Source organism: Streptomyces sp. 71268 (assembly GCF_029392895.1).
Classification (GTDB): Bacteria; Actinomycetota; Actinomycetes; order Streptomycetales; family Streptomycetaceae; genus Streptomyces.
On sequence record NZ_CP114200.1, the window covers coordinates 3,661,169 to 3,685,149 of the forward strand.

The 23,981-nt window shown below is 68.4% G+C and carries 15 protein-coding genes, 3 rRNA genes and 1 pseudogene; 5 read left to right on the forward strand and 14 right to left on the reverse strand.

The window, feature by feature from the left end:
* The first annotated feature begins 231 nt into the window (after positions 1–231).
* The 4 genes from OYE22_RS13940 to OYE22_RS13955 all read left to right on the forward strand — a co-directional run bounded on the left by OYE22_RS13940 (position 232) and on the right by OYE22_RS13955 (position 4,715).
* Entirely contained in the window at positions 232–510 is a 279-nt protein-coding gene (locus tag OYE22_RS13940) for a glutaredoxin family protein (protein ID WP_187061101.1), read from the forward strand.
* A 221-nt stretch (positions 511–731) separates the two neighbouring features.
* Positions 732–1,682, forward strand: a complete 951-nt coding sequence (locus OYE22_RS13945) for an HAD-IB family hydrolase (protein WP_277320706.1) — start codon at positions 732–734, stop codon at positions 1,680–1,682.
* 652 nt (positions 1,683–2,334) lie between these two features.
* Positions 2,335–3,126 (forward strand): ECF subfamily RNA polymerase sigma factor, BldN family, encoded by a 792-nt coding sequence (locus OYE22_RS13950; RefSeq protein WP_277320707.1) that lies wholly within the window; start codon positions 2,335–2,337, stop codon positions 3,124–3,126.
* A 323-nt stretch (positions 3,127–3,449) separates the two neighbouring features.
* Positions 3,450–4,715 carry a DUF5667 domain-containing protein gene (locus tag OYE22_RS13955; protein WP_277320708.1) on the forward strand — a complete coding sequence of 422 codons (1,266 nt, stop codon included), beginning with the start codon at positions 3,450–3,452 and terminating at the stop codon, positions 4,713–4,715.
* Between the two features lie 113 nt (positions 4,716–4,828).
* Here the strand turns inward: OYE22_RS13955 and OYE22_RS13960 are convergent, their stop codons facing one another.
* From OYE22_RS13960 to OYE22_RS14010, 11 genes are all read right to left on the reverse strand, one after another.
* Complete coding sequence (locus tag OYE22_RS13960) at positions 4,829–5,869, reverse strand: 1-acyl-sn-glycerol-3-phosphate acyltransferase (protein WP_277320709.1); 1,041 nt, start codon at positions 5,867–5,869, stop codon at positions 4,829–4,831.
* Between the two features lie 14 nt (positions 5,870–5,883).
* Positions 5,884–6,933, reverse strand: coding sequence for an NAD-dependent epimerase/dehydratase family protein (locus tag OYE22_RS13965; protein WP_277320711.1), 1,050 nt, complete (start codon positions 6,931–6,933; stop codon positions 5,884–5,886).
* 206 nt (positions 6,934–7,139) lie between these two features.
* Positions 7,140–7,238 carry an AURKAIP1/COX24 domain-containing protein gene (locus tag OYE22_RS13970; RefSeq protein WP_003948845.1) on the reverse strand — a complete coding sequence of 33 codons (99 nt, stop codon included), beginning with the start codon at positions 7,236–7,238 and terminating at the stop codon, positions 7,140–7,142.
* 212 nt (positions 7,239–7,450) lie between these two features.
* Entirely contained in the window at positions 7,451–7,660 is a 210-nt protein-coding gene (locus OYE22_RS13975) for a helix-turn-helix domain-containing protein (protein ID WP_014053989.1), read from the reverse strand.
* Positions 7,661–7,788: 128 nt separating this feature from the next.
* Positions 7,789–8,604, reverse strand: a complete 816-nt coding sequence (locus OYE22_RS13980; protein ID WP_277320712.1) for a phosphatase — start codon at positions 8,602–8,604, stop codon at positions 7,789–7,791.
* 500 nt (positions 8,605–9,104) lie between these two features.
* Positions 9,105–10,277, reverse strand: coding sequence for an acetoin utilization protein AcuC (locus OYE22_RS13985; RefSeq protein ID WP_277320713.1), 1,173 nt, complete (start codon positions 10,275–10,277; stop codon positions 9,105–9,107).
* Positions 10,278–10,404: 127 nt separating this feature from the next.
* A complete protein-coding gene (locus tag OYE22_RS13990; RefSeq protein WP_277320714.1) occupies positions 10,405–11,049 on the reverse strand; it encodes an HAD family hydrolase in 645 nt (214 codons plus the stop codon).
* Positions 11,050–11,119: 70 nt separating this feature from the next.
* Positions 11,120–11,236 (reverse strand): 5S ribosomal RNA (gene rrf / locus OYE22_RS13995).
* A gap of 73 nt (positions 11,237–11,309) precedes the next feature.
* Positions 11,310–14,434 (reverse strand): 23S ribosomal RNA (locus OYE22_RS14000).
* Positions 14,435–14,752: 318 nt separating this feature from the next.
* Positions 14,753–16,279 (reverse strand): 16S ribosomal RNA (locus OYE22_RS14005).
* Together the 16S, 23S and 5S rRNA genes form the textbook arrangement of a ribosomal RNA operon.
* A 569-nt stretch (positions 16,280–16,848) precedes the next feature.
* A complete protein-coding gene (locus OYE22_RS14010; RefSeq protein WP_187062714.1) occupies positions 16,849–17,409 on the reverse strand; it encodes a MarR family transcriptional regulator in 561 nt (186 codons plus the stop codon).
* 138 nt (positions 17,410–17,547) lie between these two features.
* On the opposite strand from OYE22_RS14010, the gene OYE22_RS14015 reads away from it, so the two are divergent.
* Positions 17,548–18,888 (forward strand): MFS transporter, encoded by a 1,341-nt coding sequence (locus OYE22_RS14015; protein ID WP_277320715.1) that lies wholly within the window; start codon positions 17,548–17,550, stop codon positions 18,886–18,888.
* Positions 18,889–18,960: 72 nt separating this feature from the next.
* Here the strand turns inward: OYE22_RS14015 and OYE22_RS14020 are convergent, their stop codons facing one another.
* From OYE22_RS14020 to OYE22_RS14030, 3 genes and pseudogenes are all read right to left on the reverse strand, one after another.
* Positions 18,961–20,784 (reverse strand): SpoIIE family protein phosphatase, encoded by a 1,824-nt coding sequence (locus OYE22_RS14020; protein ID WP_277320716.1) that lies wholly within the window; start codon positions 20,782–20,784, stop codon positions 18,961–18,963.
* A 1,150-nt stretch (positions 20,785–21,934) separates the two neighbouring features.
* Positions 21,935–22,373 (reverse strand): annotated as a pseudogene (locus tag OYE22_RS14025) (PAS domain-containing protein); the annotation flags it as partial.
* A 240-nt stretch (positions 22,374–22,613) separates the two neighbouring features.
* Positions 22,614–23,957, reverse strand: coding sequence for an NAD(P)/FAD-dependent oxidoreductase (locus OYE22_RS14030; protein WP_277320717.1), 1,344 nt, complete (start codon positions 23,955–23,957; stop codon positions 22,614–22,616).
* Between the last annotated feature and the right edge of the window lie 24 nt (positions 23,958–23,981).

Sequence of the window (23,981 nt, forward strand, 5' to 3'; positions counted from 1 at the left end):
GCGCCCTTTCGAGCCGATTCCGGAACCGCCACCCACGCCACGCCGTTCACACCGTTCACCGCTTTCCCGAAGGGCCCGCGGGGTCGACAACGGGAGCACGCGCCCACACTCCTCACCGCTATGCCCCCGGATGCCAACAAATCGCCCACGATGGTAATCCACCGCGCGCCGACTTCGAACCCGTCGCACAGCGCGCATACGCACCCGGCGAACGGCGGCACAATGGCGAACATGAGCCCGCTGCTACGCCGATCAGGCCGCAAGAACCCCGCCGAGAGCACCGTGACGCTGATCGGCAAACCCGGCTGCCATCTGTGCGATGACGCACAACAGGTGATCGAGAAAGTCTGCGCCGAACTCGGCGCCGCGTGGGAAAAGAAAGACATCACCCAGGACGAGGAGCTGTACCGGAAGTACTGGGAACAGATCCCGGTCATCCTCGTCGACGGCGCCCAGCACGATTTCTGGCGCGTCCAGCCGGACCGCCTCCGCAAGGCGCTCGGCGGCTGAACCCCGCCCGACACCGGGCGCTCGGCGAAGGCGCCGCGAGGCCGCCAGCGGCCGAGCGGCGCCGCCCCCACCCGCGCTGAGCAGGGGTCACGCCCGAAGGCCGGCCCCCCCACGAAACGCCGAAACGGACCCGCCGCGCGGTAATTCCCGTAGCGGAATGTTCACGCTCCGCGAATCGTCCCGACTCCGGATGGACCGACCCATCTGGCTATGCTCGCGCTATGGCGGCTCTAGGATGGCTCACTCCCCGCAGGCGCTCGGCTACCGCACGCAGTGTGCTGGCCGGCGAAGCCGCGGCGGAGGCAGCACGAAAAAGCGCGTCGGAACTCGGCGAAGCGCCCACGAGCGAGGCCGTAGAAGCGCCCCCGGTGGCCGCGGAACCCGAATTCCCCGTCCCCGGAGATCACCGCGCCGCCGCCTTCTTCGACCTCGACAACACGGTGATGCAGGGCGCCGCGCTCTTTCACTTCGGGCGCGGCCTCTATAAGCGCCACTTCTTCCGCAAGCGCGAACTCGCCCGCTTCGCCTGGCAGCAGACCTGGTTCCGACTCGCGGGCGTCGAGGACCCCGCGCACATGGAGGACGCCCGCAACAGCGCCCTGTCCATCGTCAAGGGCCACCGTGTCTCGGAACTGATGTCCATCGGCGAGGAAATCTACGACGAGTACATGGCCGAAAGGATCTGGCCCGGCACCCGCGCGCTCGCCCAGGCCCACCTGGACGCGGGCCAGAAGGTCTGGCTGGTGACCGCCGCCCCCGTGGAGACGGCCACGATCATCGCCAGGCGTCTCGGCCTGACCGGCGCGCTCGGCACCGTCGCGGAGTCCGTCGGCGGCGTCTACACCGGCAAGCTGGTCGGCGAGCCGCTGCACGGCCCGGCCAAGGCCGAGGCCGTCCGCGCCCTGGCCGCGGCCGAGGGCCTGGACCTCGCGCGCTGCGCGGCCTACAGCGACTCGGCCAACGACATCCCGATGCTCTCGCTCGTCGGCCACCCGTACGCCGTCAACCCGGACGCCCGGCTGAGCAAGTACGCCCGCGAGCGCGGCTGGCGGTTGCGCGACTACCGCACCGGCCGCAAGGCCGCCAAGATCGGCATCCCGGCCGCGGCGGGCCTCGGCGCCGTCGCGGGCGGCACGGCCGCCGCCGTCGCCCTGCACCGCCGCCGCCGCTGATCCGGGAGGCCCCGCCCCGACCCGCCGACCCCGGAGGGCCCGCCCCGGCCCGACAGCCCGTACGGGCGTACCGAGGGCCCCTCGCGGCGTAAGGCCCCGTCCGGCGTCGCACCACCCGACCGCCGGGGTGCGGGTGTGACCGTCGGCGTGCGACGGGGTCAACGCGCCGCCTCACCCCATCCCCGGTCACGGAGAGCGATCACCGCCCCCAGGCCGCGACCCGGCGGCCACGACGCGCCCGTACCGACCGGCCACCACACGTCCCGCCCGCCCCCGCTCACCCGCTGACCACGCGCCTGACCTCGTCGTCAGGCCGCGAACGGCACCAACCGTCACCGGCGGCCGAGTTCGACCAATCCAAACTGCTTACCCCCGCGCCCCTCCCGCCAGTCCCGTTGTGCCCGGATTACCACAACACGCCCCGCAATTAAACAGATTACGAAGCTTTTCGATCAACAACCGATCAGTGTTCGACTCTTGATCGGCCGTCAACGCACCACAGAGCGGACGGAAACGGCGATTTAAGCAACTGGGTGTAGCGTCACCTATACGAAGCGTTATTCTCCTCAGACGCAACCGGTACCCACACGTCCCTACGACGAGTGAACGGTCCCGCACTGCACGTGATGGAAGCTCTGCCTCTGGGAGTCCCGTGTACCCACACGTCGGGGTTGACGCCTCGGGCCTGGCTACGCTCCGCGAAACGGTCGTCGACCGCCTTCGCGGCTACGTCCCCACCGCGTACGCCGTACCCGCTGTCCCCGCATTCGCCACACCCGTCCCCGCCGCCTCAGCAGCACCCTGCTACACCGTCGCCAACGGAAGCGCGACCGTCGGAAGACGAGCCCGCGGCAACGCCTCCCCCGCGACCACCCGCCGTCCCAGCGCCGACAGCGACAGCCACCGCATGATGGAACTGGTCGAGCGCGCCCAGTCCGGCGAGTCCGAAGCCTTCGGCCGCCTCTACGACCAGTACTCCGACACGGTCTACCGGTACATCTACTACCGCGTCGGCGGCCGAGCCACCGCCGAGGACCTCACCAGCGAGACCTTCCTGCGAGCCCTGCGCCGCATCGGCACCTTCACCTGGCAGGGTCGCGACTTCGGCGCCTGGCTGGTGACCATCGCCCGCAATCTCGTCGCCGATCACTTCAAATCAAGCCGCTTCCGCCTCGAGGTCACCACGGGCGAGATGCTCGACGCCAACGAGGTCGAGCGCAGCCCCGAGGACTCCGTTCTCGAATCGCTCTCCAACGCTGCCCTCCTCCAGGCGGTCCGCAGACTTAACCCCCAACAGCAGGAATGCGTCACGCTGCGCTTTCTGCAAGGGCTCTCGGTCGCCGAGACCGCCCGCGTGATGGGCAAGAACGAAGGGGCCATCAAGACCCTCCAGTACCGCGCGGTGCGCACCCTCGCCCGGCTGCTCCCCGACGACGCCCGCTGACCCACCCGGCGCCCGACGGCGCTCCTCGTCCCCCCATCACCGCTGTCCCAGCGGAGCCGCCCACCCAGTTTCGGCGGCACCCTCCTCGACTCCCCTCACCCCGCACCCGCGGACCGGCAGGTCGTCCTCCCCTGCTCCAGTCGGCGGTCCGATCATCGTGGCCGCGTAACCCGGCTGCCGCGCTGCTCGTTGTGCGGGATGCAGGCTCCCTGCGGTCACGCCATGCCCGCAACTACTCACTCGATCGAGTGGCGGCGCTCAAGGCGTGCAACCTCCAAGGCGCCCTGAGGAGTCGACCATCATGACGAGAGGAGGTGCCGCCCGTGATCGCGAACGTATCGGCGCACCGGCGGGCTCACGCCTTCGCCCAGGCCCTGGAAGAGCAGGAACACCAGGGCACGGCAACCGACCAAGCCGAGCGCACGGCCGAAAGCGCCGAGCGCCAACGCATGCTGGCCCTGACCAACGAGCTCGGCCAACTGCCAGCACCGGAGATGGACCCAGCGGCGAAAACCGTTCAGCGGGCCCAGTTGATCGCCGCGATGGAGTCGGCCTTCGCTGACGGGGACGCCCGGGTGCCCGAGCAGCGCTCGGCGCGCTCCGCCCGTAAGGGCGCCAGCGCCGCCAAGGCCGGAAGGGCCGGTAAGGGGAGCCACCGGGCCAGCCCGCTCAGCAGACTCCGCCCCCGCTCGCGATGGTCGAAAGGGCTGGCAGCGGGGGGCCTGACGGTCGGTGTCGCGGCGGGCGCGTTCGGCGGAGTGGCCACGGCCAGCTCCGACGCGCTGCCCGGCGACTCGCTCTACGGCCTCAAGCGGGGCATAGAGGATCTCAAGCGCGGCATGGCCGACGACGACGCCGACCGCGGCCGGATCTACCTCGACCAGGCGTCCACCCGGCTCCAGGAGGCGCGCCGCCTCATGGAGCGCGGCCGCGCCGGCGAGATGGACCAGGAATCGCTCAGCGAGGTGCGCAAGGCCCTCTCGGGCATGCGACACGCGGCGTCGGAGGGCCACCGGCTGCTGCACGACGTCCACCAGCGCGACGGCTCGCTGGGCCCGATCCGCGACCTGTCCACGTTCACCAGCGGCAACCGGCAGAGCTGGAGCGCCCTCCGGGAACGCCTCCCGGCCCCCCTCCAGGACATGGGTGACCAGGTGAGCCTGGTCCTTGAGGCCATGGACCAGGACGTCGAGCCGCTGCGATCGCTGCTCACGCCGCAGACCCGGGACGTGGAGCCCGAGGAGGCCGAGCGCGCGCCCACCGCGCCCAGCGCCGCCCCCACCACGACACCGGAGCGCCCCGCGCCACGGCACGCCAAACCCAGGCAGCCGGACCGCGCCGAGCGGCGGCACGAGGAGGCTCCCACCTCCTCCGCCACTCCGGCCGAGAAGAGCCCCGGCCTGCTCGACGGGCCCAGCCTGTTGAAGCTGCCGGTGGACGAGAGCATCCAGCCGGCGCCCGAGCAGAGCCCCAGCGCGACACCCACGCCGGACATCACGGTCCCACCGCTGCTGCCGCCCGACCTGTTCCCAGGGCTCGGGCTCGACACCCAGCAGCCGTCCGAGCCGCCCCCGTCCCCCCGCGACTGACACCCCGCCAACCCGCAGCGAGCCCACACCGATCACCACCCCGGCGCTCCGTCTTCACCCGCCGGGCCGACACGCTCGTACGACGGCCCAGCTCGTACGTCGGCCCAGAGGGCTCAGAAGAAGACGGAGCGCCGTCGTACGAGCAGCTTGTACAGGGTGTGCTGAATCGTCTCGCGCACCTGGTCGGTCAGGTTGAACATCAACATCGGGTCGTCGGCGGCCTCCGGCGAGTACTCGTCGGTCGCGATCGGCTCGCCGAACTGGATCGTCCACTTCGTCGGCAGCGGCACCGCGCCGAGCGGGCCGAGCAGCGGGAACGTCGGCGTGATCGGGAAGTACGGGAAGCCGAGCAGCCGGGCCAGCGTCTTGGAGTTGCCGATCATGGGATAGATCTCCTCGGCGCCGACGATCGAGCAGGGCACGATCGGCACCTGGGCCCGCAGCGCCGTCGAGACGAAGCCACCGCGGCCGAAGCGCTGCAGCTTGTACCGCTCGGAGAACGGCTTCCCTATCCCCTTGAACCCCTCCGGCATCACGCCGACCAGCTCACCGCGCTCCAGGAGCCGCTGCGCGTCCTCGGCGCACGCGAGCGTGTGCCCGGCCTTGCGCGCCAGCTCGCTGATGACCGGCAGCTTGAAGACGAGATCGGCGGCCAGCAGGCGCAGATGGCGGTCGGCCGGATGGTTGTCGTGCACCGCGACCTGGAGCATCAGCCCGTCCAGCGGCACCGTCCCGGAGTGGTTGGCCACGATCAGCGCGCCCCCGGTACTGGGCACGTGCTCGATGCCGCGCACCTCGACCCGGAAGTACGACTCGTACACCGGCCGCAGCAGCGACATCAGGACCTGGTCGGTCAGCTCCTCGTCGAAGCCGAAGTCGTCCACCTCGTAGTCGCCGGTGATGCGGCGGCGCAGGAAGTTCAGGCCGCCCGCCAGCCGCTCCTCCCAGCTCCCGGCCGCCGCCGGCCTCGCACCCGGGTCGCCGTCCCCGCCCGCGTCGGCCGCCGGTGGCCGCACGGCCGGCTCGTTCTCGGCGCGCGGCGGCGGCACCGGCTGGAGTGGGGCCTGGTCCCGCCGCGTACGCGGGGTCCGCTTGCCGTCCCTGCGCCGGGCCCGGGGCTCCTCGCCGAACGGGATGACCTTGGCGTCCGCCATCGTGGCTGCGCTCCTCAGTTCTGGCCGGCGGCGCGGGCGGGCAGCGCCGCGGCGAGCCGGTCGACGGTTCGGGCCAGGACCTCGGGGGGCAACAGCCCCGGCCCGCGGCTGCGCACGTAGTCCGCGAAGGCCGCCGCGGTGCTGTGCTTGGGCTGGAATCCCAGTGTCTCGCGCATCTGCGTGGTGTCCACGACACGCCCGTGGGTGAGCAGCCGGATCTGCTCCGGCGAGAAGTCGGTCATCCCCACGGAGCGCAGCACCGAGCTGAACCACGTGAGGGTCGGCGACAGGAGGGGCAGCGTCGGGCGGCCGAGGCGCCGCGCGGCCTGCGAGAGCAGCAGCACCCCGTCGCCCGCGATGTTGAAGGTGCCGCTGTTCAGCGTGGCGCGCCGGGGCTCGCCCGCGCCGATCCGCAGCACCTCGATCGCGTCGTCCTCGTGTACGAACTGGAGCCGCGGGTCGAAGCCGATGATGGTGGGCAGCACGGGCAGCGCGAAGTACTCGGCCAACGGCGAGTCCGCGCACGGCCCGAGCACGTTGGCGAACCGCAGGACGCACACCGCCACGTCCGGGCGCCGCCGCGCGAAGCCGCGCACGTACCCCTCGACCTCGATGACGTCCTTGGCGAAGCCGCCGCTGGGCAGCGTCTTGGGCTGGGTGGTCTCGCTGAAGACGGCCGGGTCGCGCGGGGCCGCCCCGTACCCGCTCGTGCTGGACTTCACCACCAGGCGGGCCACCCGCGGCGCCTTCTGGCAGGCGCCGAGGAGCTGCATGGTGCCGATGACGTTGGTCTCCTTGACCGAGGTCCGGCTGCCCCGGGAGCCCAGCGGGGTGCCGTTGATGTCCATGTGGACCACGGTGTCGACGTCGTACTCCGCCAGCAGCTTGCCGATCGTGGGCTGCCGGATGTCGGCCCGCACGAATTCGGCGCCGCCCAGGTGGTGCTCGGGCGTGACGGCGTCCACGCCGATCACCCGGTCCACGTCGGGTTCACGCAGCACGCGCCGGACAAAACGGCCCCCGAGCTGGCGTGCGACCCCGGTGACGAGCACGACCCTGCCCACGATCAGCGCCTACCTTCCCACCGCGCGAGGAGCCAGGCCCCCGTGCCTGGCCCGTCCGACGGACCCGGTACTCACCGTATCCGCCGGGTGTGACACCACGCCGGCCGTCGCCGCGCGTCGCGGCGAGCACCACCCGTTCCACGGCAAACGCACCGCAGCCCTCCCACCGTGCGGTGGAAGGGCTGCGGAACGTCGCACAGCGTCGCTTACTTCTTGTTACGACGCTGGACGCGCGTGCGCTTGAGCAGCTTGCGGTGCTTCTTCTTGGCCATCCGCTTACGCCGCTTCTTGATAACAGAGCCCACGACTACCCTCGCTCACTTCGTATTCACTCGGTGCGGGGCGTCCGAGCCCACACGACCTACATCGGGCCAGCCTACCCGGCACCGAGCGAACAGCGTAATCCGAGGGTCAACGTGAACCACCGGCCCGGCGAACCGCACCCGTCACGCCCGCCACAGCGCCCTCGCGAGGCGACACCGCCACGGCCCCACCGGGCCGGACCACCGGAAACGATCTAGGCGGACTCCACCCCCACGTACGACTCGCGGAGGTACTCGTGCACCGCCTGCTCGGGGACCCGGAAGGACCTGCCCACCCGGATCGCGGGCAGATGACCGCTGTGCACCAGCCGGTACACGGTCATCTTCGAGACTCGCATTACCGAGGCGACTTCCGCCACGGTCAGAAACTGGACCTCGTTCAGAGGCCTCTCGCCAGCAGCCATGACACACCTGAACCTTCCGCACATGACGGGCACCGGCTTCCCCTCCGGTGACTCCTCGTCGCTGCGCGCTCACTCACCAGACTAGGGGCGGGTGATACGAGTGGGGAAGAGGAGTAGCGATCGGCCGCCTACTGTGACAGACACGCTCGATTGAGTACATAGCGAGTAAGCGGCCGGTAGTAATCAGGCCGCACAGCGTCATCAAGCGGAACGACGACCGATAACCTGCCCTCGGCCTCCCCGACGAACGGCGCGGGGTCGTCGCTGTCGGCGAGCCCGATGGCCGCAACCCCCAGCTGACCTGCCCCGCAGACCCATCCGTGATCCCCGATGACCAGCTCGGGGAGCGGCCCGCCGGAGTCGGCCGCGGCCCCCAGGGCGACGCGGATGGGAAGCGGGGAGTGTGTGTGCACGCCGGTTCCATTGTTCGTCGTCCGCGCGCCGGGTTCGCGCATCAGCGCGACTCCCCGCGCGTACTCAAGGTTGTGCGTACGTACCCCGAACCGGGTCGCCATGTCGACACGATGGCCCCACGCGGGGGTGAGAACGGGACATCCCGCCGCCGACAGGGCAGCCGCCAAATCGGCGTAGAAGCCCAGCAATCGGTGCGGGTGACCGGTCCCGAGCAGCACAGGAGCCCGTCGCCGCGCCACATCCCCCAGCCGGTCCGCGAAGGCGTTGAGCGCCGCCACCGTACGGTCAGGGTCGATCACATCCTGGCCTGAAACGCATTCAGGGTTGCTCGAAACCCCGCACTGAGCGCTCATAAGCCCAAGCAACTCGCCGAAAGACCAGCCACGTTCGGGCACAAGACCGATCAGCGCACGCGGATCACCGGCCGCGAACAACCGGTATCTCCGCAGACTGCCCTCGCGGCTGGTGGCCACGGAGCCGGCGAGCCGCGAGACCAGGAGGTGGGCCCGCAACTCGGAGGCGCTCAACACACCGACGATGGTGTCCGATGGTCCAGGCCATCCGCTCAGAAACTCGGATACGCGCCATAGTTGGCCTGATGTGGCGGCTCGGTGGCGCAGCGCATACGCAACATCCATGACACGGCGTCCCGTTGACGTACGTGCGCCTCTCGAGCACGCCTCACAGTGAGAGCCCGAGGCACCGTGCCCACGCGCCGCACGCCAGCCCCTTCGAGGGCGTCACTCGAGGCTGGCCGCGTCCGGGCAGCGGCCCAGCCCCCGCGCTCGCACCCCGGACGCCCCGTTCGGCCAGCTCCGCGGCCAGTTGGCCAACCGGACATACGGACCGCCAACCGCCGCCGGCCGGCCACTCGACCCCGCGCCCGCCCTCCGAGCCCTGTCGGACAGCCCGGAGGCCAGTTGGCCGGTGACCGCACACAACAAGCCACGCGAGCCATGCTGGATCGCTCTCCGTCGCCCCTGTGGCCCCGGTGCTCCCTCCCGTCACAGCCCGTCGGCGCGTCCCCCGGTCAGGGCAGCAGGCCGAGCGCGGGAAAGCTCGCCCGTCGGGTGGCGACCACCGCGCGGTCGAGCGCGTCGGCCGGGTCGTACCCCCACTCGTCCCAGTCGCGCCAGCGCGGTTGGCGGCCGTCGGTCATGCGCAAAGGAGCCTGCTGCCGGGTCCGCGCGTACACCTCGTGCCGCCACGACTCCGGCGTCGCGGCCTGCGGGTCGACGGGGTGCCCCGCGGCGATGCCCACCAGGTGCGTCCACGTCCGGGGAACGACGTCCACCACCGCGTACCCGCCGCCGCCCAGCGCGATCCAGCGCCCTTCGGCGTGCTCGTCCGCCAACTGTCGGCAGCTCTCGGCGACGGCCCGCTGGGCGTCCACCGTCACCGCGAGGTGCGCCAGCGGGTCCTCGATGTGCGTGTCCGCCCCGTGCTGGGTGACCAGGACCTCCGGCCGGAAGGCCGCGAGCAGCTCGGGCACCACGGCGTGGAAGGCACGCAGCCACCCCTCGTCCCCGGTCCCCGCCGGCAGCGCCACGTTGACCGCACTGCCCTCGGCCTCCGGCCCACCCGTCTCCGTCGGCCAGCCGGTCTGCGGGAAGAGCGTCCGCGGGTGCTCGTGCAGCGAGATCGTCAGGACCCGCGGGTCGTCCCAGAACGCCGCCTGGACGCCGTCTCCGTGGTGCACGTCCACGTCGACGTACGCGACCCGCCGCGCGCCCAGTTCGAGGAGTCGCGCGATGGCCAGCGCGGCGTCGTTGTACACGCAGAAACCGGCCGCGCTGCCGGCCATGGCATGGTGCAGGCCCCCCGTGAAGTTCACCGCGCGCAGAGCCTGACCGTTCCAGACCGCTTCCGCCGCTCCTACTGACTGCCCAGCGATCAATGCTGACGCCTCATGCATGCCCGCGAACGCCGGATCGTCCGGCGTCCCGAGACCGTACGAACCGTCCGCGACCGTGGGATCGGCCGAGACCCGACGGACCGCTTCCACGTAGTCCTGCCGGTGTACGAGCCGCAGCGTGGACTCGCCGGCGGCCCGCGCGGCGACCACCTTCACCTGGCCGTCGAGGCCGAACGCCTCGACCAACCGCATCGTCAGCCCCAGCCGCACCGGGTCCATCGGATGCCCGGGGCCGAAGTCGTAGCCCGTGACGGCGTCATCCCACATGAGATGCGTGCGGATGTTCATGCCCGTCACCGTATCGGTCGACACTCCGCCCGGAGGGAACGGGCGTCGGACGGCCTCGCGAACACCGGCACCTCCGTGGGCGCTTTCGAACCCGGGGGACAGGGTCCGGGTACGGAGGGTACGGGGGTCAGCGCAGCAGGTGGGGAAGTTCGCGCATGGAGGCGAAGCGCTCGGTGGCGTCCGCGAGCTTGGTGGCCGGCGTCATCGCGGTGAATCCGTAGACGTCCATGCCGGCTGCGCGGGCCGCCTGGACGCCGAGCGGGCTGTCCTCCACGACGGCACACCGCTCGGGTGCGACACCCATGACGGAGGCGGCGTGCAGGAAGAGGTCGGGCGCGGGTTTGCCACGGCCCACGTCCTGCGAGCTGAAGATTCGTTCTTCCCCGAAAAGCCCGTACAGCTCGGTCTTCTTGAGCGCGACCCGTATGCGCTCGTGACTCCCCGAGGACGCCAGGCAGTACGGCACGCCCTCGGCGCGCAGACCCTCAACCACCTCGGCCGCCCCGACCACGGCCTCCAACTCCGCGCCGAAGGCCGCGAAGACCCGCTCGTGGAACGTGGCGTCGAACTCGGAGGGCAACTGCCGGCCGTAACGTTCCAGCACGAGGTCGTGAATGCGATGCATGGCGGAACCCATGTAGTCGCGTATCGCCTCGTCGTACGTGGTCGGGTGGCCCAACTCCGTGAGGTACGCGGCGAGCAAGCGATTCGAGATCGGCTCGCTGTCGACGAGCACTCCGTCGTTGTCGAAGATGACGAGGTCATAGCGCATGGGGCCACCCTACAAAAACAAAAAGAGCCTTGCTGGGACCAGGGTCCCAACAAGGCTCTTCTCAAAAGGAGTTCGGCGGCGTCCTACTCTCCCACAGGGTCCCCCCTGCAGTACCATCGGCGCTGAAAGGCTTAGCTTCCGGGTTCGGAATGTAACCGGGCGTTTCCCTAACGCAATAACCACCGAAACACTATGAAATAAACCAACCAGACAATGACACGGTCGTTATTTCAGAACTAACACAGTGAACGCGAGCAACTGAGGACAAGCCCTCGGCCTATTAGTACCAGTCAACTCCACCCCTTACGAGGCTTCCATATCTGGCCTATCAACCCAGTCGTCTACTGGGAGCCTTACCCCATCAAGTGGGTGGGAGCCCTCATCTCGAAGCAGGCTTCCCGCTTAGATGCTTTCAGCGGTTATCCCTCCCGAACGTAGCCAACCAGCCATGCCCTTGGCAGAACAACTGGCACACCAGAGGTTCGTCCGTCCCGGTCCTCTCGTACTAGGGACAGCCCTTCTCAAGACTCCTACGCGCACAGCGGATAGGGACCGAACTGTCTCACGACGTTCTAAACCCAGCTCGCGTACCGCTTTAATGGGCGAACAGCCCAACCCTTGGGACCGACTCCAGCCCCAGGATGCGACGAGCCGACATCGAGGTGCCAAACCATCCCGTCGATATGGACTCTTGGGGAAGATCAGCCTGTTATCCCCGGGGTACCTTTTATCCGTTGAGCGACGGCGCTTCCACAAGCCACCGCCGGATCACTAGTCCCGACTTTCGTCCCTGCTCGACCCGTCAGTCTCACAGTCAAGCTCCCTTGTGCACTTACACTCAACACCTGATTGCCAACCAGGCTGAGGGAACCTTTGGGCGCCTCCGTTACCCTTTAGGAGGCAACCGCCCCAGTTAAACTACCCACCAGACACTGTCCCTGATCCGGATCACGGACCCAGGTTAGACATCCAGCACGACCAGAGTGGTATTTCAACAACGACTCCACACACACTGGCGTGCATGCTTCACAGTCTCCCACCTATCCTACACAAGCCGAACCGAACACCAATATCAAGCTATAGTAAAGGTCCCGGGGTCTTTCCGTCCTGCTGCGCGAAACGAGCATCTTTACTCGTAATGCAATTTCACCGGGCCTATGGTTGAGACAGTCGAGAAGTCGTTACGCCATTCGTGCAGGTCGGAACTTACCCGACAAGGAATTTCGCTACCTTAGGATGGTTATAGTTACCACCGCCGTTTACTGGCGCTTAAGTTCTCAGCTTCGCCAACCCGAAAGTCAGCTAACCGGTCCCCTTAACGTTCCAGCACCGGGCAGGCGTCAGTCCGTATACATCGCCTTACGGCTTCGCACGGACCTGTGTTTTTAGTAAACAGTCGCTTCTCGCTGGTCTCTGCGGCCACCCCCAGCTCAAGGCGCAAAGCCCATCACCAGAAATGGCCCCCCTTCTCCCGAAGTTACGGGGGCATTTTGCCGAGTTCCTTAACCATAGTTCACCCGAACGCCTCGGTATTCTCTACCTGACCACCTGAGTCGGTTTAGGGTACGGGCCGCCATGAAACTCGCTAGAGGCTTTTCTCGACAGCATAGGATCATCCACTTCACCACAATCGGCTCGGCATCAGGTCTCACCCTCATATGCCATCCGGATTTACCTAGATGACGGGCTACACCCTTACCCCGGGACAACCACCGCCCGGGCTGGACTACCTTCCTGCGTCACCCCATCACTTACCTACTACCCCCTTGGGTCAGCGGCTCCACCACTCCCCTTTGCCCGAAGGCTCCAGGGCGGCTTCACGGCCTTAGCATCAGAAGATTCAGTATTGGGCGCTTCAAAGCGGGTACCGGAATATCAACCGGTTGTCCATCGACTACGCCTGTCGGCCTCGCCTTAGGTCCCGACTTACCCTGGGCAGATCAGCTTGACCCAGGAACCCTTAGTCAATCGGCGCACACGTTTCCCACGTGTGAATCGCTACTCATGCCTGCATTCTCACTCGTGAACCATCCACAACTCGCTTACGCGGCTGCTTCACCCGGCACACGACGCTCCCCTACCCAACCCAACCTCCGTTAGGAGTACATGCTGGATTGACACGACTTCGGCGGTACGCTTGAGCCCCGCTACATTGTCGGCGCGGAATCACTTGACCAGTGAGCTATTACGCACTCTTTCAAGGGTGGCTGCTTCTAAGCCAACCTCCTGGTTGTCTCTGCGACTCCACATCCTTTCCCACTTAGCGTACGCTTAGGGGCCTTAGTCGATGCTCTGGGCTGTTTCCCTCTCGACCATGGAGCTTATCCCCCACAGTCTCACTGCCGCGCTCTCACTTACCGGCATTCGGAGTTTGGCTAAGGTCAGTAACCCGGTAGGGCCCATCGCCTATCCAGTGCTCTACCTCCGGCAAGAAACACACGACGCTGCACCTAAATGCATTTCGGGGAGAACCAGCTATCACGGAGTTTGATTGGCCTTTCACCCCTAACCACAGGTCATCCCCCAGGTTTTCAACCCTGGTGGGTTCGGTCCTCCACACGGTCTTACCCGCGCTTCAACCTGCCCATGGCTAGATCACTCCGCTTCGGGTCTTGAGCGTGCTACTCCAACGCCCTATTCGGACTCGCTTTCGCTACGGCTCCCCCACACGGGTTAACCTCGCAACACACCGCAAACTCGCAGGCTCATTCTTCAAAAGGCACGCAGTCACGACCATGCATGTAAACACACATGGCGACGCTCCCACGGCTTGTAGGCACACGGTTTCAGGTACTATTTCACTCCGCTCCCGCGGTACTTTTCACCATTCCCTCACGGTACTATCCGCTATCGGTCACCAGGGAATATTTAGGCTTAGCGGGTGGTCCCGCCAGATTCACACGGGATTTCTCGGGCCCCGTGCTACTTGGGAGTCGTACAAGCAAGCCATAGATGTTTCAGCTACGGGGGTCTTACCCTCTACGCCGGGCCTTTCGCATGCCCTTCGCCTACACCTACGGTTTCTGACTCACCCGACGACCGGCAGATCATCGAAGTACGATCCCACAACCCCAACCACGCAACCCCTGCCGGGTATCACACATGACTGGTTTAGCCTCATCCAGTTTCGCTCGCCACTACTCCCGGAATCACGGTTGTTTTCTCTTCCTGCGGGTACTGAGATGTTTCACTTCCCCGCGTTCCCTCCACATACCCTATATATTCAGGTACGGGTGACAGCCCATGACGACTGCCGGGTTTCCCCATTCGGACACCCCCGGATCAAAGCTCGGTTGACAGCTCCCCGGGGCCTATCGCGGCCTCCCACGTCCTTCATCGGTTCCTGGTGCCAAGGCATCCACCGTGCGCCCTTAAAAACTTGGCCACAGATGCTCGCGTTCACTGTGCAGTTCTCAAACAACGACCAGCCACCCACCACCCCGCTCTTCACGAGCGAGTTCACTGGGGCCGGCAACCGAAGACACAACCTCACGGCCGTGCCCTCAGACACCCAACAGCGCGCCCGGCACGACTCACCTTGGAAAGTCGCTTTCCACGCTCCGAGGAGCAGTACTCACAACCTTCACAGGCTTATCGTGCCGAATAGTCAACGTTCCACCCATGAGCAACCAGCGTCGAACACTCGCCGACGAACTGGCTCTTGGACCACCAGGTAAGACCTGGCAGCCAAAGTGCTCCTTAGAAAGGAGGTGATCCAGCCGCACCTTCCGGTACGGCTACCTTGTTACGACTTCGTCCCAATCGCCAGTCCCACCTTCGACAGCTCCCTCCCCAAGGGGTTGGGCCACCGGCTTCGGGTGTTACCGACTTTCGTGACGTGACGGGCGGTGTGTACAAGGCCCGGGAACGTATTCACCGCAGCAATGCTGATCTGCGATTACTAGCGACTCCGACTTCATGGGGTCGAGTTGCAGACCCCAATCCGAACTGAGACCGGCTTTTTGAGATTCGCTCCACCTCACGGTATCGCAGCTCATTGTACCGGCCATTGTAGCACGTGTGCAGCCCAAGACATAAGGGGCATGATGACTTGACGTCGTCCCCACCTTCCTCCGAGTTGACCCCGGCAGTCTCCTGTGAGTCCCCATCACCCCGAAAGGCATGCTGGCAACACAGAACAAGGGTTGCGCTCGTTGCGGGACTTAACCCAACATCTCACGACACGAGCTGACGACAGCCATGCACCACCTGTACACCGACCACAAGGGGGCGACCATCTCTGGCCGTTTCCGGTGTATGTCAAGCCTTGGTAAGGTTCTTCGCGTTGCGTCGAATTAAGCCACATGCTCCGCCGCTTGTGCGGGCCCCCGTCAATTCCTTTGAGTTTTAGCCTTGCGGCCGTACTCCCCAGGCGGGGAACTTAATGCGTTAGCTGCGGCACGGACGACGTGGAATGTCGCCCACACCTAGTTCCCAACGTTTACGGCGTGGACTACCAGGGTATCTAATCCTGTTCGCTCCCCACGCTTTCGCTCCTCAGCGTCAGTATCGGCCCAGAGATCCGCCTTCGCCACCGGTGTTCCTCCTGATATCTGCGCATTTCACCGCTACACCAGGAATTCCGATCTCCCCTACCGAACTCTAGCCTGCCCGTATCGAATGCAGACCCGGGGTTAAGCCCCGGGCTTTCACATCCGACGCGACAAGCCGCCTACGAGCTCTTTACGCCCAATAATTCCGGACAACGCTCGCGCCCTACGTATTACCGCGGCTGCTGGCACGTAGTTAGCCGGCGCTTCTTCTGCAGGTACCGTCACTCTCGCTTCTTCCCTGCTGAAAGAGGTTTACAACCCGAAGGCCGTCATCCCTCACGCGGCGTCGCTGCATCAGGCTTTCGCCCATTGTGCAATATTCCCCACTGCTGCCTCCCGTAGGAGTCTGGGCCGTGTCTCAGTCCCAGTGTGGCCGGTCGCCCTCTCAGGCCGGCTACCCGTCGTCGCCTTGGTAGGCCATCACCCCACCAACAAGCTGATAGGCCGCGGGCTCATCCTGCACCGCCGGAGCTTTCCACCACCAACCATGCGATCGGTAGTCATATCCGGTATTAGACCCCGTTTCCAGGGCTTGTCCCAGAGTGCAGGGCAGATTGCCCACGTGTTACTCACCCGTTCGCCACTAATCCACCACCGAAGCGGCTTCATCGTTCGACTTGCATGTGTTAAGCACGCCGCCAGCGTTCGTCCTGAGCCAGGATCAAACTCTCCATGAATGCCTCCGGGATATCCCGGCGAACACACACGATAAGAGCGGAACACCGACCGGAATAAGATCGGTGTTCACAGCGTCCTCGCTGTGTCGCCCCCCAACCCCATCACAGGATCGGGAGGACTTTTCAAAGGAACCTCGCCCCCACAGTGCGTGGGAGACGGGGTATCAACATATTTGGCGTTGACTTTTGGCACGCTGTTGAGTTCTCAAGGAACGGACGCTTCCTTCGGTCCCGTTTCACCGGGCCCTCCGGGCGCTTCCCTTCGGTGTTTCCAACCTTACCAGATCCTTTTTCCTGCCGTTTCCGGTCGGAATTTGTTTCCGGTCCCCTGTTGGAGCGGGGTTTGTTTCGCGCCTTCCGGCGTGGTCACTACTTTAGCGGATTTCCCCCGGGCTTCATAATCGAAGCTTTCGAAACGAATTCCGGCATGCCGAAATCCATCCCGGATTGGGAGAGTCGTGCGGTAGTGGTATGCCGCCGGTGCGGCGCGAGGCGCTGCTACAGAACCGTTACGGCGCCGTGGCAACTCGGAGAACACTACGGACGGGCCCAGGGTGTGTCAACTTGGGTCAGTCGAGGTCGGTGAGCCGGCCGCCAGCATCGGGCTGAGCCTCTTCCACGCGGCGCAGCAGCCGGGTGAGCAGCTCGCCGAGGAGGTGACGTTCGGCCGTACTGAGGTCCTGCAACAGGTCTTCTTCGAAGACCGTCGCCAGCCGCATCGCCGCGAGCCACTGCTCCCGGCCCTCGTCCGTCAGCTCCACGATCACCCGGACGCGGTTGTTCTCGTCCCGCTCCCGCGTCACGAGCCCCTCGGCGGCCATGCGGTCGATCCGGTGCGTCATGGCGGCGGGCGTCAGCCCGAGTCGCTTGGCGAGTTCGCCAGGGCCGAGCCGGTAGGGGGCACCGGAGAGGACCAGGGCCTTGAGGACCTCCCACTCGGCGTTGCTGATGCCGAGGGTCGTGGTCTGGCGGCCGTACGCGACGTTCATGCGCCGGTTGAGGCGCTGGAGAGCGGAGACGACCTGCTCGACCTGCGGGTCGAGGTCACGGAACTCGCGCTGGTAGGCCGCGATCTGTTCCTCGAGGGTCGGCTCGCTCGCGCTCTCGCTCGGCGTGGGTGTCTCGGGCATGCCGGGCAGTATGACACGGGCCACCTTGGCATTGAAGTCCTTCTGTGTGTACTCTTAAGCGTCGAACTTTAGGGCTGAAGTCTTCGAGACTCAGCTCTCCTCTCTGTTCCGTCTCTTCTTCTACCTAGGCAGGTGAGTGTGACCACCGCGATGGGCGCCGCGTTGCGCCGTATCCAGCTGGGCAACGCGCTGAGCGCGTTCGGCAACGGCTTCACCGTCCCGTTCCTGTTCATCTACGTGGCACAGGTTCGCGATCTTGGTGCGAGCACCGCGGGCGTGGTGCTCGCGACGTTCGCGGTGGCCGCGCTTGTCGTGCTCCCCTTTACCGGTCGGGTCATCGACCGGCGAGGGCCGCTGCCCGTCGCCATCGCGGGAACGGTCGCCGCGGCCATCGGGTCCATAGGGCTCGGGCTCGCGTCCAGTGAGCCGGCGGTGATCGCGGCGGCCGGCATGCTCGGTGCGGGCATCGCGGTGATCCAGCCCGCGCTGGCCACGATGATCGTGTGGTGCTCGACGCCGGCGACGCGCTCGCGTGCCTTCGCGACGCAGTTCTTCCTCAACAACCTGGGCCTCGGTCTCGGTGGCCTGCTGGGCGGGCTGCTCGTGGACACGGCGCACCCGTCGAGCTTCGTTCGCCTCTTCGCGATCGAGTCCGCGATGTTCCTGGTGCTGGGCGCGGCGATCGCCACCGTGCGGTTGCCCCAGGTCCCTAAGGTCGAGGACGCGATACCGGCTGACGAGGGTGCCAAGGGCGGGTGGCGTGTGCTGCTCGCTGACCGGGCGATGGTCCAGCTCTGCGTGCTGGGCTTCGTGATGTTCTTCGCCTGCTACGGGCAGTTCGAGTCGGGACTCTCGGCGTTCGCGGTGGAGGTCACCCGCATCTCACCCGCGACGTTGGGTGTGGCGCTGGCGGCCAACACGGCGGTCATCGTGATCGCGCAGTTCGTGGTTCTCAAGCTGGTCGAGGGGCGGCGACGCAGCCGGGTGATCGCTCTGGTCGGGCTCATATGGACGGTGGCCTGGGTGGTCGCCGGGGCTTCCGGTCTGATCCACGGCAGCCAGGCGATGGCCACGGCGGCGATCATCTCGACGTACGCGCTCTTCGGACTCGGCGAGGCGATGCTGTCGCCGACCGTGGCACCGCTGGTGGCCGACCTCGCGCCCGGTTCGCGGGTGGGGCAGTACAACTCGGCGTTCGCGCTGGTCAAACAGCTCGCGCTGGCTGTGGGGCCGGCGGTGGGTGGACTGATGGCGGGCGGTGGTCTGTACGTGGCGTACATCGTGATGCTCATCGGTTGCTCGCTCGGCATCACGGCGCTGGCGCTGCGGATGGGGCGGCGGCTCACGCCGCTTCAGGACAACCCGCTGCACGCGGTGCTGGCCCCCGCGACCGTTCCCGGCCCCACTCCGCGCGCGGAGGCCGAGGCCGGGGGGCCGATAGCCGAGCCCCGGCAGGGGGCAGTGACCACGGCGGCCTGAGCCCGGAGGCTTCGGCGGCGGGTGGGCCGAGCCCTGCCCCGCGGCGACACCCCGGCTGACGTAGGCCGGGGGTCAGTGGCGGGGCAGGGCGAACTCGCACCACACCGCCTTGCCTCCGTCGGGGGTGCGGCGTGAGCCCCAGGACGAGGCGATGGTGGCGATGATCGAGATGCCGCGGCCGGCCTCGTCGACCGGTTCGGCGCGGCGGCGCCGGGGCAGGTGGTCGTCCCCGTCCGTCACCTCGATGATCAGTCGGCGATCGGTGCGCCGGAGGCGCAGGCGCATGGGGGGTGTGCCGTGTTGCAGAGAGTTGGCGACGAGTTCGCTGGTGGCCAGGACGCCGAGGTCGCGGAGCTCGGTCGGGAACCGCCAGCTCGCGAGGACGCCCGAGGCGAAGGCGCGGGCGCGGGGCGCGGCCTCGACGCCGCCGAGCAGTTCGAGCGCGGCGTTGTGGAACAGCTCGGCGTCGTGCCCGGTACGCGCGGGGTGCTGGAGCACCAGGACGGCGACGTCGTCGTCGTGGTCGGCGGTGATGCCGAGCGACCGGATCAGCCGGTCGCACATCACCTGGGGCGAGCCGGCGGCGCCGGCGAACGCGCGCTCCAGGTCGGCCACCCCCTCGTCGATGTCCCGGTCCCGCCGTTCGACCAGGCCATCCGTGTAGAGGACGGCGCTGGAGCCGGGGCTCAGTGGCACCGAGCCCGAGGCGTGCAGCCACCCGCCGGTGCCCAGCGGCGGGCCGGTGGGCTCGGCGGCGCGGTGCACCGTGCCGTCGGGGTCGCGGACCAGGATGGGCAGGTGCCCGGCGGAGGCGTAGATGAGCCGGCCCTCGTTGGGGTCGTGGACGGCGTAGACGCAGGTGGCGATCTGGCTGGCGTCGATCTCGGCGGCCAGGCCGTCGAGGAGTTGCAGCACCTCGTGGGGCGGGAGGTCGAGACGAGCGTAGGCGCGTACGGCGGTGCGCAACTGGCCCATGACGGCCGCCGCACGCAGGCCGCGGCCCATGACATCGCCGATGACCAGGGCCGTGCGGCCGGCGCCGAGGGTGATCACGTCGTACCAGTCACCGCCGACTGCCGCCTCCGTGCCGCCGGGCTGATAGGTGGCGGCGACGCGTAGGTCGTCGGGTTGTTCGAGCTTCTGAGGGAGGAGGCTGCGCTGGAGGGTGACGGCGGCCTCGCGTTGGCGACGCTCGCTGACGCGGAGGCGCTCGACCGCCTCGACCTGGTCGGTGACGTCGGCGGCGTAGACGAGGACGCCTCGGTAGAAGGTGGTGGGTTGCTGGGCCGGTGGGGCGGTGCCGGGCGGAGCTTCGGTGGCGGAGATGGCCGGGGCCGGGTGGCTCGGCGTGCCGTTGATCAGCCGGGCGGGTGACGGGGCGTCGTCGGGCGGCGCGTGGTGTGGGGCGGGCGGCGGGGCGTCCCCGTCCTGGGAAGCGTCGTGTGGCAGGTCGGTGTGTGACGGCGGGGACGCGTCAGGTGCCACCGGTGTCGCGGCGTTGTGCGCCGCCCGGGGCGGGCTCGTCGGGGCGCCGCTGGTGTTGGAGGCCGTGGGCGTGGCGCTGGTGGGCGCGGTATCGGTGACGGCGGGGGTCGGTGCCGGGTGGGCCTCGGGGGTCCGGTTGGCCTCGGGGGTGGTGTGAGGGGCCGGGAGTGGAGCGTCGTGCGGGGTGGGGGTCGCTCCGGCGGCGGGGTCCGGGGCGGTGTCGGGGTGACTGGTGGCGGCGAGCGGTGGCGCGACCTGGATGGGGGTGCAGGTGAAGGTGTAGTAGCTGTCGCGGGTGCGCGGGGCGGGCGGTGCGGCGGAGGAGGCCGCGCGCGGGGCCAGGCGGGCGGCGCCCGGCCAGTGCCAGCCACGGGTCGGGCGCTCGGCCCCGGAACCTCGGGCGCCGGGCACCGCGCGGGGCTCCGGGTCGGCGTGGTGGAGCGGGTCGGTGGCCAGATCGGCGAGCGGGTCGGCGACCGCCTCGCAGATGGGATCGGCGGTCAGGTCGGTGCCCTGCGCCGGAACTGCGGCGGACGCCGGGGACGGGGCGGACGCCGGGGCCGGGACGGACGCCGGGGTTGGGGCCGGTGTCGCGGTCGAGTCCGGGGCGTATGCCGTGGGGGGGGTTGTGACGGGCCCGGCGGGGGTGGTTGCGGCGCCGGGCGCGCCGGTGCGTCGGGCTCCGCCGCGCGGCGCGTCCGGGGTCGGGGCCGCGCTGCGGTGGTCGGCGGTTTCGGGGGCGGTGTCCGTGCCGTGCGGGGTGTCCGGGGCGCGGTGTGGTTCGGGTGCCGGTGTGGGCTCCGCTGCCTCTGCCGCTGTCGGTGTTGGGCTGGGGCCCGGGTGGCGTTCCCGGGTCGAGCCCAGATTCGTGGCGGCGTCGCCTTCCGTAGCCGGGCCCTCGTCTGGGGCCGGGCCGCCGTCCGTCCCTGGGCCGTTTCCCGTGGCCAGGCCGTCCTCCGTCGTCGGACCGCCGTCCGTCGCTGGGGCAGGTGCCGGGGCCGAGCCGGGGTCCGTGGCGGTTGCGGGATCGGTGGCGGCCGGGCCGGTCGCCACGAGCGCGGTCGGCGCGGCCTCGGTGGCGGCGAAGTCGGCCGGTACGGCACCGGGCGACGCCTCGTCACCGGGTGACGCCTCGCCGCGCGGCGTGGAGTTGGGCGGACCGGACTCTCGCGGGCCGGATTCCGGCGGACCGGGCGCGGGTGGGACGGGGGCGTGCGGTTCGGGGGATGGCGTCGGCGGGTGGGTCGGGCGGGAGGCGGCGGGCGGGGTGGGTGACCCGCTGGCGCCGCGGAGCACGCTGCGGAGCAGGGCGGTGCCGCCGATGCGTACCGCCCCGCCGCCGGTGCGGGCCGGTCGGCCGTCGGTGCGGGCCGGCGAGCCGGTGGAGCGGGGCGGGGGGCCGTCCGTGGTGGGGGTGCCGTCGGTGGTGGGGGGTGGGTGCCGGGCCGGTGGGTGCGGTCGGTGGCGTGTTGGGGCGCGGGGTTGGTTGGGCGGGGGCGCGGGGCCCCGCGTGCGCGGGTTCCGCGTCCTGCGCGCCCGGTTCGAGTGGCGTTGCCAGGCCGCCGCGTGGGACGCGACGCGACTTGACCGTACGGGGCGTGCCGCTGCGCAGCACCTGGTCCATCAGCGGCAGCAGCCCCATCTCCTGCAGCTCGGGGAGCGCCTCGCGGGCGGGCAGGCCGGGGGTGCGGGTGCCGAAGAGGGCCGCGTACGCCTCGTTGACGTACGCGATGCGGTGGTCGGGGCCGTAGACGACCGCGACCGGGGCCGGGACCTGGGTGAACAGGGCCTGGGCCGACAGTTCTTCGAGGGTGGGGACCTCGCCCGGGTCGGGGTGGGAGCCGGCGGGGGGCTTCGGGGGCGGGTCCGGTGGTACCCCGTTCGCCGCGGGCCGCCGGCACGGAGCCGCCGCCCGTCGACGGGGTGCGCGCTGCGCGGTCACCGCGGGCGGCGCGCCGCTGGGAACCAGGGAATCGGACGCTCCAACGCGTGAAGTTCACAGAGGATTACCTCGCGGAGTCGTGGCAGAGCGGCGCACCGACGCGGGGTGGCGGACAGCAGTGCGGGGGCGTGGCCCCTGGGAGATGCGGCAAACGTCCAGATCCTCGTGCTTGTCACTCTTCGCAGATACGAGCCCACCCATGGTCACACGTCCAGTGTGGCCGACCGGACTGACATCCGTCAGACGCCAGTCGCGCCGGGGGAGTTCCCGGCTCCGCCGTGTGCGGTGCGACGGGCGGTTAGCTGGCTTCCGGGTGGCGGCCGGTGCCGGCGGCGAGTTCGAACTCGGCGCGTGGGTGTTCCAGCGAGCCGAGCGACACGATCTCCCGCTTGAACAACCCGGACAGGGTCCATTCGGCCAGCACCCGGGCCTTGCGGTTCAGGGTCGGCACTCGGCTGAGGTGGTAGGCCCGGTGCATGAACCACGCGGGGTACCCCTTGAGCTTGCGGCCGTAGACGTGCGCCACGCCCTTGTGGAGGCCGAGCGAGGCCACCGAACCGACGTACTTGTGCGCGTAGTCGGCGAGTGGCTGGTCGCGCAGGGCGGCGACGATGTTGTCGGCGAGCACCCTGGCCTGGCGTACGGCGTGTTGGGCGTTGGGGGCGCAGAGCGCGTCGGGCGCGTCCGAGGTGACGTCGGGTACGGCGGCGGCGTCGCCCGCGGCCCAGGCGTGGTCGACGTCCTTCAACCGCAGCGCCGGGGTGCACGGCAGCCGGCCTCGGCCGTTGGTGGGCAGGTCGGTGGCGGCCAGGAGCGGGTGTGGCTTGACGCCCGCGGTCCACACGAGCGTGCGCGCGGGCAGCCGGGTGCCGTCGCTCAGGACGACCACGCGGTTCTCGCACGAGTCGAGCCGCGTCTCCAGGCGCACGTCGATGTTGCGGCCGCGCAGCTCGCGCACGGCGTACTGGCCCATCTCCTCGCCGACCTCCGGGAGGATGCGGTCGGTGGCCTCGACCAGCACCCATTTCAGGTCATCTGGTGAGAGGTTGTGGTAATAGCGCGCGGCGTAGCGCGCCATGTCCTCAAGCTCGCCGAGCGCCTCGACGCCGGCGTAGCCGCCGCCCACGAAAACAAAGGTGAGAGCCGCGTCCCGGACCTCGGGGTCGCGGGTGGAGGATGCGATGTCGAGCTGTTCCAAGACGTGATTACGCAGCCCGATGGCCTCCTCGACGGTCTTGAAGCCGATTCCAAATTCGGCCAATCCGGGGATCGGGAGAGTACGGGAAACGGACCCGGGCGCGAGTACCAGCTCGTCGTAGTGAATCTCGATCGCGCCGGTGCCTTCCTCGGCGGTCGCGAGAGTGCGGACGGCGGCGGTGCGCTTGGCGTGATCAATCGTCGTGACCTCGCCAATGACGACCTGGCATCTCGGCAAGATCCGGCGCAGCGGCACCACTACGTGCCGCGGGGAGATCGAACCGGCCGCCGCCTCGGGGAGAAACGGCTGGTAGGTCATATACGGCTCGGGGTCGACCACGATGACCTGCGCCTCGCTGCGCTTCAGCTTCCGCTGGAGGCGCAGCGCGGTGTACATCCCGACGTAGCCACCGCCGACAACAAGAATGCGCGCGGGTTCCTTCACCCTCCCATGACGCACCCCCGGCCG

Excerpts from the sequence above, each read along its gene's own strand:
- OYE22_RS13985 (WP_277320713.1), bottom strand. The coding sequence starts at position 10,277 with ATGAACATCCGCACGCATCTCATGTGGGATGACGCCGTCACGGGCTAC.
- OYE22_RS13945 (WP_277320706.1), top strand. The coding sequence starts at position 732 with ATGGCGGCTCTAGGATGGCTCACTCCCCGCAGGCGCTCGGCTACCGCA.
- OYE22_RS13975 (WP_014053989.1), bottom strand. The coding sequence starts at position 7,660 with ATGGCTGCTGGCGAGAGGCCTCTGAACGAGGTCCAGTTTCTGACCGTG.
- OYE22_RS13990 (WP_277320714.1), bottom strand. The coding sequence starts at position 11,049 with ATGCGCTATGACCTCGTCATCTTCGACAACGACGGAGTGCTCGTCGAC.
- OYE22_RS13960 (WP_277320709.1), bottom strand. The coding sequence starts at position 5,869 with ATGGCGGACGCCAAGGTCATCCCGTTCGGCGAGGAGCCCCGGGCCCGG.
- OYE22_RS13940 (WP_187061101.1), top strand. The coding sequence starts at position 232 with ATGAGCCCGCTGCTACGCCGATCAGGCCGCAAGAACCCCGCCGAGAGC.
- OYE22_RS14010 (WP_187062714.1), bottom strand. The coding sequence starts at position 17,409 with ATGCCCGAGACACCCACGCCGAGCGAGAGCGCGAGCGAGCCGACCCTC.